General features: G+C 60.6%; 9 protein-coding genes. 1 reads left to right on the plus strand and 8 read right to left on the minus strand.

The genetic code is table 11. From position 1 onward, the window contains the following. Positions 1-63 precede the first annotated feature (63 nt). A complete protein-coding gene (locus AC1DHT_RS26395) occupies positions 64-1,293 on the minus strand; it encodes a hypothetical protein (protein WP_427540548.1) in 1,230 nt (409 codons plus the stop codon). Between the two features lie 39 nt (positions 1,294-1,332). Beyond that, positions 1,333-1,782 (minus strand): YcgN family cysteine cluster protein, encoded by a 450-nt coding sequence (locus tag AC1DHT_RS26400; RefSeq protein ID WP_054596149.1) that lies wholly within the window; start codon positions 1,780-1,782, stop codon positions 1,333-1,335. Positions 1,783-2,064: 282 nt separating this feature from the next. Here AC1DHT_RS26400 and AC1DHT_RS26405 point away from each other — a divergent pair, with 282 nt between their 5' ends. Next, entirely contained in the window at positions 2,065-2,658 is a 594-nt protein-coding gene (locus AC1DHT_RS26405) for a nitroreductase family protein (protein ID WP_427540545.1), read from the plus strand. Positions 2,659-2,781: 123 nt separating this feature from the next. On the opposite strand, the gene AC1DHT_RS26410 is transcribed toward AC1DHT_RS26405, so the two are convergent. From AC1DHT_RS26410 to AC1DHT_RS26435, 6 genes are all read right to left on the minus strand, one after another. Beyond that, complete coding sequence (locus AC1DHT_RS26410; protein ID WP_427540543.1) at positions 2,782-3,714, minus strand: D-2-hydroxyacid dehydrogenase; 933 nt, start codon at positions 3,712-3,714, stop codon at positions 2,782-2,784. A 127-nt stretch (positions 3,715-3,841) separates the two neighbouring features. Further along, positions 3,842-4,135 (minus strand): YcgL domain-containing protein, encoded by a 294-nt coding sequence (locus tag AC1DHT_RS26415; RefSeq protein ID WP_019692499.1) that lies wholly within the window; start codon positions 4,133-4,135, stop codon positions 3,842-3,844. Beyond that, positions 4,132-5,265: a ribonuclease D gene (gene rnd / locus AC1DHT_RS26420; RefSeq protein ID WP_427540540.1), complete on the minus strand. Its 1,134-nt coding sequence runs from the start codon at positions 5,263-5,265 to the stop codon at positions 4,132-4,134. The genes AC1DHT_RS26415 and rnd overlap by 4 nt, the downstream gene beginning before the upstream one ends. Before the next feature lie 112 nt (positions 5,266-5,377). Then, on the minus strand, positions 5,378-6,040 hold the full coding sequence (locus tag AC1DHT_RS26425; protein WP_427540537.1) for a class I SAM-dependent methyltransferase: 663 nt from the start codon (positions 6,038-6,040) through the stop codon (positions 5,378-5,380). Positions 6,041-6,148: 108 nt separating this feature from the next. Further along, a complete protein-coding gene (locus AC1DHT_RS26430; protein WP_427540534.1) occupies positions 6,149-7,525 on the minus strand; it encodes a glutamine synthetase family protein in 1,377 nt (458 codons plus the stop codon). Between the two features lie 510 nt (positions 7,526-8,035). Further along, a complete protein-coding gene (locus tag AC1DHT_RS26435) occupies positions 8,036-8,686 on the minus strand; it encodes a DUF2931 family protein (protein ID WP_442114800.1) in 651 nt (216 codons plus the stop codon). Positions 8,687-8,710: the final 24 nt, after the last annotated feature.

Here is an 8,710-nt window from a genome sequence, read left to right on the forward strand (position 1 = left end):
GTGTTCATACAGAATCAATGTGGGAGCGAGCCGGCTCCGGGCGGCGATCCGACGATGGCGGTGTCAGCGAAGCAACTCGGTATCCAGCACTTTCGACGGCTCGCCGATAATGCTCTGGGCCAATACCACAAACTCCTTGGTRCTCACCCGTCCAAGGTCCATCGCGCCGCGCAACATGTCGTCCAATGAACGCTTGTTGCGGGTTTTCAGGCGAATTTCGCGGTCCAGCTCCTGTAGCAGCAACACCGCTTTGGCGAGCTGCGCCGCGCTGAGCTGATCGCCACGCAGAGTGCTGACGTGGTGGCTGACCTTGGCCATTTTGTCTTCCAGCGTCTGATAACGCTCATCGCTCATGCCACCGGCACGGCGCAGCAGTTCAATCGCGTAGTACTCGGCAAAGCCTTCGTTGATCCAGTCACTGCGATCACTGTCCTTGATTCGCCCCAATACCTGGACCAACTCACGGAGCAACGGGCTGCTGCCGCTTTCACTGACCAACGGCAAATGACTGTGCAGATAAATCGATTCGTGCCCGGCCAGGCTACCGCGCCACATCGGGTCGGCGGCGCCCACAATCAGCAGCTTGCCGGGATGACGCGGATACAGCGCCTGCACTTGCGGCCAGACGAAGGTCAGCAGCGTCAACACGTCCATCCGGTGCATGCCCTGCCCTTGCGGCGAGGCAACCGTGACTTCGGTTTCGCCCAGGCGTGTACGACGACTGCCCAGGTTGCCGGCGAGCATCCAGCCCGTGGGACGGTCGAGCCGCCGAGCAACGTTGTCGATGCGAAAGCGGTTCTTGCCAACCCGCGGCCAGGAAGTCTCGACGCTTTTCCAGCCTTCCGGCAATTCGAACTCCAGCCGCGACACCAGCTCGACACCGTCCTGCTGATCCAGGCGCGCTGCCGGGACCAGGTCGTCGCCACGCATCAACGCCCAATTGGGCGTCATGCGGGTATCGAAACTGGCGTTCTTGAGGGGGTGACTGATGCGTACCCGGTAGGTCAGGCTGGCCTTGTCAGCAGCCGGATGCCAGACGCCACGCGCCGCGTTGCCCGGAATGAGCTGCCACTGACCATCGGCCTTGAAGTCGCTGTACTGGCTGCCATCGCCCAGATCAAAATCCAGGCTGCGCACCGCCGAGCCATGTGCCAGGGTCAAGCGCACTTCAGCCTGATCGCTTTGCGGCAATAATCGTACGTGGTAATCGAGATCGACTTTTTTTGCCGCCCACACCGGTGAACCCAGCACCAGCAACGACAAAACCAACGGCAGCTTCAACCCAACAGCCATACACACTCCTTCGTGACTTGCTCGTACTACGACAGGTACTTAACCCGCCCGAAAAATCAGATGATCTTCCCAATCATCCTCAGCCACGCTGCCTTCAGCGAGCATGCGCCCGGACTGGGAAATGCGCTCGTGGTGCACGGCATCCCGATCGCCGCAGACCAGGTGATGCCAAAGCGGCAAGTCCTTGCCCTCACTGACCAAACGGTAACCGCACGTCGGCGGCAGCCACTTGAACTGATCGGCTTTGCCCGGTGTGAGCTGGATGCAGTCCGGTACCGAGTCGCGACGGTTCGCGTAGTCGGTGCACTGACAGGTTTTCAGGTCCAGCAGTTTGCAGGCAATACGCGTGTAGTAGACGCTGTTGTCTTCTTCGTCCTCGAGCTTTTGCAGGCAGCACAGGCCACACCCGTCGCATAACGACTCCCACTCCTCTTGATCGAGTTGTTCGAGGGTTTTGCGTATCCAGAAAGGTTCGACTTTGGCGGCCATGGCTCAAGCATCAACATCAGGTGGTGAAAAGGCCGCCAGTCTAGTGCCCCAGCCCCTGCGGGCCAAGTGCTGGCGACTGCCGGTAGAACAGGACTTGTCAGTTATGCCGCCGCGAAGTAGCTTTGCGAGTCGCAACGACCCATGCCAAGGTGCCATTAACGCTCAACCGCGTTGCATTCAGGGCAATTGCCCCGGGTCTGAAAAACCTCACTGCCCAGCTCAACTGCGCGCGTCGGTTTTTACTCAACTTTTCCTTCATAAACGTAGTCAGGAAACTCGTCCATGAGCGCTAATCCCCGCGTTGCCGAATATGCCATTCACCCACAGTTCACTGATCGCTGGTCGCCGCGCGCCTTCACCGGTGAAAGTATCCCTGAAGAAACCCTGCTGAGCTTTTTCGAAGCGGCTCGCTGGGCGCCGTCGGCCTACAACTCGCAGCCATGGCGTTTTCTCTACGCGCGCCGCGATACGCCGAACTGGGAGCGTTATCTGGGCCTGCTGAACGAGTTCAACCGCAGTTGGGCGCAACACGCCTCGGCCCTGGTGATCGTGATCTCGAAAACCACCTTCACCGCGCCAGGCGCCACCGAAGAAACCGCCGCCCTGTGGCACACCTTCGACACCGGTTCCGCCTGGGGTCATTTGGCCCTGCAAGCCTCTATCAGCGGCTGGCACACCCACGGCATGGCCGGTTTCGATCAGGAACTGACCCGCAAGGAGCTGAATATTCCTGAAGGCTACGCACTGCACGCAGCGGTGGCGATCGGCAAGCTGGGTGACAAGGCAACCCTCGCCGATTACCTGCAAGCCCGGGAAATCCCAAGCCCGCGTCGCCCATTGAGCGAGCTGGCGGCTGAAGGTGATTTCAGCCTGTAAGCCACACTGAAAAAACAATGTGGGAGCGAGCCTGCTCGCGATGACGGTTTCACATTCAACCTTGATGTTAGATGTGCAGGCCTCATCGCGAGCAGGCTCGCTCCCACAGTTGATCGGGGTTGATCAGTAGCCGCGTGTGAAATCCACTTCGCCGCGCAACGCTTCACCCGCCTGAAACGCCCGCAGATTCTCGATAAACAGCTGCACCATCATCGGCGGTGAGGTGGGTGCCGAGCTGTGGCCAGTCAGCAGCAAGCCCCAGGCGGTCCAGAATGGATGGCGCTGCGGCAACGGTTCCTGACGGCAGACGTCGATCACCGCCCCCGCCAGGTGCCCTTCCTTCAGGGCCTCGACCAGATCCGCATCGACTACCGCCACGCCACGCCCGACGTTGATGAACAAACCGGTCGACTTGAACTGCTTGAACAACGCGGCGTTGTACAGGTCGTGAGTGTTCGGCGTATTCGGCAGCAGGTTGATCACGTAATCGACTTCACCGACCAGGCGCCCCAGAGCCTCCAGCCCCGCGACTTCAATGAACGGCGCCTGCTCACGCGGCGTACTGGCGATCCCGTACAGCTTGACGCCAAAAGGCACCAGGAACTGCGCCACGCTCTGACCGATATCGCCGGTACCGACGATCAGCACCTTGCGCCCCGCCAGGCTCTGGCCCAGACGGTTGTCCCACTTGCGCTCGACCTGGCTGACCAATCGCGCCAGTACTTCGCGCTCATGGCCAAGCATGTAGGTCAGCACATATTCAGCCATCATCTGACCGAAAATCCCGACCGCACGGGTCAGCCGGTAGTGGCGTGGCAAGCCGTCGGCGAGCAACGGTGTAATACCGGCCCAGGTCGATTGCAGCCACTGAGGCTCGTGACCTTGACGCAACAGCGTCGCCAACAGGTCCGGCTGGCCGAGCCAGACCGGGCAGTCGGCGGCCAGGCTGGCCAATTCAGCGGAGTCGCCGCTGGTCAGTACTTGCAGTTCAGGTGCGGCCTGACGCAACAGTTGGGCATATACAGCGTGGTCGTGTTCGGCAATCAGAACGCGCATGGTTCAAACCTTCAAAAACAGTGCACAAGACCGCCAAAGGAGTGTTTCTCCCTCGCTCGCGGCCCTCGCCAAAATAATCAATTCCATTGTTTCCAGAGGCTCTGGACAGAGCCCCTACAGATATCCGTCAAACCGGATCATTGCGTCGTAGCAGCTCTTCCGGCAAGTGTTCGATGTACTCGTCTTCAGCCGGCGGCATTTGCAGGTGATAGCCCTGCTTGTCGAGGTTTTCCAGGACCACCGTGATGTCTTCGCGCGAGAGCTTGCGCTCGGGGGTCAACACCAGGTCGAAGGCGTGATGCGGTTTGCCGAACGCCAGCAGCAGGTTTTCCGGGACGCGCTCCAGTGCATCGCTTTTGAGCACATAGAGGTACATCTCGTTTTTCTTCAGGCTTCGGTAGATAGAGCAAATACGTTTCAAGGCTGTTCTCCGGCAGTGGCCAGGCAGTCGAGCAGGGCCTGGCCCATCAATTCGCGGCGCCAGCCACGCAGCGAATCAGGCAATTGGTAAGGGCCCTCGGGGAAGCCGCTCTTGAGCAAGGCTTCGAGGGTTTTCTTGCGCAGCATCAGTTCCGGGGCAATGTTCAAGCGTTCAGCTTCGGCCTGACCGAGCGCCCGCAGACGCTTGACCAGTGCCGCGGCTTCCACCGGCAAGGGCTCCGGCACCGCTGGCGGCCACTGGTCCGGCGGGACACTGCCCGCCTGCTTGATCAAGCCCAGCAGAAACTCACCGTCCTGGCGCACGGTGCGCGGGTGCATGTCTTCGATTTTCGCCAGTGCCCCGAGATTGTCCGGTTGGGTGCGTGCCAGCGGCCACAACGAATGCTCGCGCACGATGCGGTTGCGCGGCAGGTCGCGGGCACGGGCTTCGCGCTCGCGCCAGGCGCAGAGTTCGCGCAGCACCGCGAGTTGGGCGCGGGAGAGTTTCCAGGCCAGCTTGGCCTCGCGATACACCTCGTAAGGGTCGACCTCGCGGCGCAGGTTGGCCACCAGTTCGGCGCCATCTTCCAGGACCCAGGTGTACTTTTCGTCCGACAGCTTCGGCCGCAGACGCACGAAAAGCTCCGCCAGATGCACGGCATCTTCGGCGGCGTAGCTGATCTGGGTTTCCGAGAGCGGACGTTGCAGCCAGTCGGAACGGGTCTCACCCTTGGGCAGGTCGATGCCGAGCACTTCCGACACCAGACGCGAGTAACCCATGGAGAAGCCCAGGTTCAGGTAGGCAGCCGCCAGTTGCGTGTCGAACAATGGCGCCGGCAGGCTGCCGGTCAAGCGCAGCAGGACTTCGAGGTCTTCGCTGCAGGCGTGCAGCACTTTGACCACTGCCGGGTTTTCCAGCAATTGGGCCAGCGGTTGCCAGTTGTCGATCGTCAGCGGATCAATCAGGAAAGCCCGCTCGCCATCGCCAATCTGCAACAGGCCGGCGATCGGATAAAAGGTGTCGACCCGCATGAATTCGGTGTCGAGGGCGACGAACGGCAACTGCTGCCATTGGGCGCAAAACTGACCGAGGCTATCGTTGTCGCGAATCCAGTGAATATCGATGGCCACACGGCTCTCCCTTGAAGAATGGCGCGCAGTATATATCGGCCCCGGCGATTTCCGCGCACTGACTGAGCAAGCGCTTGAGCAAAACTCCCGCGGCTCGAGAAGAATAGGACAACTAGTCGGCTTTATGCAGCACGTAGACTCGCGGCAGATCGCTGCCAGGCAGGGTGTCCAGGTATTTGAGCGTCTTGAAGCCCGCTTGCCGGAACTCTGCCTCAAGTTGGGCCTTGGTCGCCAATTGACGCGGTTGGGCATCCTCGCCGAACCGCGCACGCAGCTTGAAGTACCCATCTCGCTGTACTGACACGATCAGCGCGTCGCGACTGACCCGGTGAAATTCACGCAGTATCGCCAGGCGGTGCTCACTGTTTTCGATGTGCTGAAACAACTGTGTGCAAAAAATGCAATCCACGGCATTTTCCGGCAAACCGATGGTGAATGCCGAGCTCTGAAAGGTTTTGACCCGTTTGAGCAGCTCGGCCGGATGATGAGTCTGGGCGTGGTCGAGCATTTCCTGGGACGGGTCGGTGGCGAGAATCACCCGGTTGGTGTGCTCGGCCAGCACCGGCCAGTTGCCCCCTGCCCCGCAGGCCACATCGAGAATCAGCCCCGGCTCGCCAGCCGCCTTGAGTGCGCGCCGCACCAGTCGCTTGCCGCGCCACTGCAAAAACCGCTGCACCAGCCCACGGGGATGCGGCTGGAGGCAGACTCGAGCGTGCTCCTGATCGTAGCGTCGAGCAAATTCGTGCTCGACTGAGGATGGGGGTTGCGCAGACATAACTGGCGACTCTTGATAAAGGGAACGACTGACTGGCGACAGGTTATCAAGCTGCGCGTGAAAAAAAGGTTTAATCACGATACAGGCTCTAGCCTGCCGCTTTCAGCATTACGCCTGATGCAAATACCAGCGCCAGTCCTGCTCCCCGACCTCCCCCATGAACGTACGGTACTCGGCGCGTTTCACGGCCAGGTAAACCCCGAGGAATTGCGCGCCGAACGCATCGCGCGCCCAGGCCGAAGCTTCCAGCGCGCGCAACGTGGTCAGCCAGTCGGTCGGCAGCAACTCGCTGGCTTGCGCGTAGCCATTGCCTTCGACCGGGGCGCCGGGGGCGCGCTGTTCGCGAATGCCGTGATGAATACCGGCCAGAATCGCCGCAGCCGCCAGGTAAGGGTTGGCGTCGGCGCCACAGATGCGGTGCTCGATGTGCCGGGAAAACGCCGGTCCGCCCGGCACGCGCAGGCTCACGGTGCGGTTGTCCACGCCCCAGGTCGCGGCCAGTGGCGCGTAGCTGTTGGTCTGGAAACGCCGATAGGAATTGGCATTGGGGCAGAACATCAGCAATGAATCGAGCAAAGTGCCGAGCATGCCGCCCACTGCGTGCTTGAGCAGCGGCGTGCCGTCCGGCGCCTCACTGGCGAACAGGTTGTTGCCGTGCTTGTCCGCCAGACTGACGTGCAGGTGCATGCCGGTGCCCGCCAGGTCATCAAAGGGTTTGGCCATAAAACACGCGACCATCCCGTGCCGGTGCGCCACGCCTTTGACCAGACGCTTGTAACGCACCGCTTCGTCCATTGCTTGCAACGCATCGCTGCGGTGCTCGAGGGTGATTTCCACCTGACCCGGGGCGTACTCGGAAATCGCCGTGCGTGCCGGGATGCCCTGGAGTTTGCAGGCCGCATAGAGATCAGCGAGAAACGGTTCGATCTGCTCCAGTTCACGCAAGCCGTAGACCTGGGTTGTCCGTGGCCGGCCGCCGTCGACATCCCGCGCGGGTTGCGGGCGACCGTTGCTGTCGCGTTGCTGGTCGAGCAGGTAAAACTCCAGCTCTGCCGCCATCACCGGGTAATAACCATCGGCCTTGAGCCCGTCGATCACCTTGGCCAGCAAATGCCGCGGATCGGCCACGGTCGCCGGCAGGCCCTCCTGCGGGTGCATGCTGACTTGCACCGCCGCCGTCGGAATCTGCCGCCACGGCATGCGCTGCAAACTGCCACTGAGCGGATAGGCCCGGCAATCGATATCGCCAACCTCCCAGACCAGCCCGGAGTTTTCCACATCGTCACCATTGATCGTCAGCCCGAGAATGGTGCTCGGCAGCGGCCGGCCGCTTTCATAGACCGCCAGCAGTTCATCGCGATGGAGCAGTTTGCCGCGCGGCACGCCGTTGTTGTCGAGGATGAACAACTCGAACATCTCGATATCCGGGTTGAGTTCAAGGAAGGTCAGGGCTTCTTGCTTCGAGGCAAAGGGAGTCGTAGTCATGGGAACACTCGTATTTCCGCGTCAGGCAAACGCACAGGCGCCGCCAGTTGAATCCCTGCACATGAGGCAAGGACCGTTGAGAAGACTTAACGGGAAATACAGGCATCCGGCGGGCGCGCATGGCGACAGTGCCACAACGCCCAAAAGGCCAGTTCAGAAGGCAGTGCAGACAGGTTCAGGGCGGTGGCGGATGTGAACCGACGCCGATGCTGACGGCATGACGCATGAGCGCCAGGCGAAGCCTCGGGGTGAGTGTCGACTGAGCAACCGTCCATAGAGAACACCGCAGAACACAGAGGCTGAGCAGCGTCACACGCAGTGATAAGCCGTTAAATCCAGACTTGAAGAACCTTGGTTGCGGATTGGCTAAACAATCGCGGGTGTTTGCGGGCAATTGGCTGCCTGCAATGCGTGATTGCATGGACTTGAGCACCGAATGGCACGCCCACTCAGCAGCCGCTACTTCAAGTGCCTTTACGAGTAATACCCTCCCTTTACGCGCCCCCTTGGTTACCAGGAGCCATAGGGAATACCGAACTGGTCGATGTAGGCTTTGGACTCTTCTGACAGAAAGTAATACTCACCATTTGTCTTGCCCCTGTAAGGGCCTTCGGGGTTGATCGTGCCTTGTACGCGGGTGACTTCGGTCGACTTCAGGCAAGGGCCACCCAAATACACTTTGGCGATACCGCCCGGTGCCAGACCAACAATCAGCAGCTTTCGGTAGTCCGTTTTCCATTTGCCGACGGCACCGCAATAAGCCTCTTCACCCTTGAGCATGGTGGTTCGAGCCGATTCGGGAATCTCGATATACGCCTCGTAGGTCTGCGGCTCGGCCAGCGACTGCCAGCGTACGTAGACCAAGCGGGGGAGACCTGCACCGGTTACGCGTCGACCACTCCCTCCCGGATGCTCGGCCCAACCTTTGGGGTTGCCGCGAAACGTCGTCGGTATGCCTTTACTGAGTGCTCGCGGATAACCTGTGGTCACTCCTCCGCTGCCCGCACCGCGAAACACGCGTCCATTGATATCAACCACGTCCGCCGTTTCGATCCAGGCTTCCATGTAGGCAGGACCAAAAAAGTTGAGCTTCCACGCGTCATAAGGCAGTGACCGACCAAGGCCCTTGGTGCATCCCCCCAAGAGCAACGCCAATAACATTGCAACACTCGCTTTAACTGCGGG

This window comes from Pseudomonas sp. 05N432 (assembly GCF_056396945.1).